At 75.6% G+C, this 937-nt stretch carries 1 protein-coding gene; it reads right to left on the bottom strand.

The window, feature by feature from the left end; translation table 11 throughout:
• Nucleotides 1–937, bottom strand: a 937-nt coding sequence (locus KBX39_RS32010) for a 2-oxo acid dehydrogenase subunit E2 (protein WP_210874157.1), incomplete at both ends; no start/stop codon positions are given.

Here is a 937-nt window from a genome sequence, read left to right as displayed (position 1 = left end):
GCGAGGTCCCGTACCGGAAGGGTCTGCGCGGCCTTGACGTTCGGCACCAGCAGGCCGCGCGGCGTCGCGGCGGCGATGCCGAGGTTGACGTCGGCGAACCGGACGATCTCCTGGTTCTCCTCGTCCCACCGGGCGTTGACGTCCGGGTGCCGGCGGATCGCGTCCAGCAGCGCCAGCGACGCCACGAGCAGCGGGCTGACCTTGATGCCCTGGAAGGACGGGTCCCGCTTCAGCCGGTCCACGAACTCGACGGTGCCGGTCATGTCGACGGTGAGGAACTCCGTGACGTGCGGCGCGGTGAACGCGCTGGCGACCATGGCGGCGGCCGTCGCCTTGCGCACCCCGCGTACGGGCAGGCGCTCGTCCCGCCGGGCGTCGGTCGCCGCTGCCGGGCCGGTGGTGTGGTCGAGCAGGTCCTGGCGCGTGATCCGGCCGCCGGGGCCGCTGCCGCGCACGTCGGCCAGTTCCACGCCGAGGTCCTTCGCGAGCTTGCGCAGCGGCGGCTTGGTGAGCACCGGCGGCCGGGACGTGTGCGGCCGGCGGGCCGGCTCGGCCGGGCGGACCGACGGCGTGGCGCGACGGGGCCGGCGGGTCCGCGCCTGGGCGGACACCCCGTAGCCCACGAGCACCGCGGTACGTTCCGCCGCCGGCTCGTCAACGGCCGGTTCGTCAGCGGTCGGCGGCGCGGCCGCGGGCTCGTCGGCGGGCGTCGCCGGGCCGTCCCCCGGCACCCGGATCGCGATGATCGGCGCGCCGACCTCGACGGTCTGCCCCTCCTCGGCGAGCAGGCGGTCCACCACCCCGGCGTACGGGCTGGGCAGCTCGACGACGGCCTTTGCCGTCTCGATGTCCACCAGGATGTCGTTGAGGCCGACCGGATCGCCCGGAGCGACCCGCCAGGTGACGATCTCGGCCTCCGTGAGGCCCTCGCCGACGT

The organism is Micromonospora sp. D75 (genome assembly GCF_018070405.1).
GTDB classification, from domain to species: domain Bacteria; phylum Actinomycetota; class Actinomycetes; order Mycobacteriales; family Micromonosporaceae; genus Micromonospora; species Micromonospora chalcea.
The sequence above is the reverse complement of the archived record's forward strand: the minus strand, read 5'-3'. Positions and strand labels throughout refer to the sequence as shown.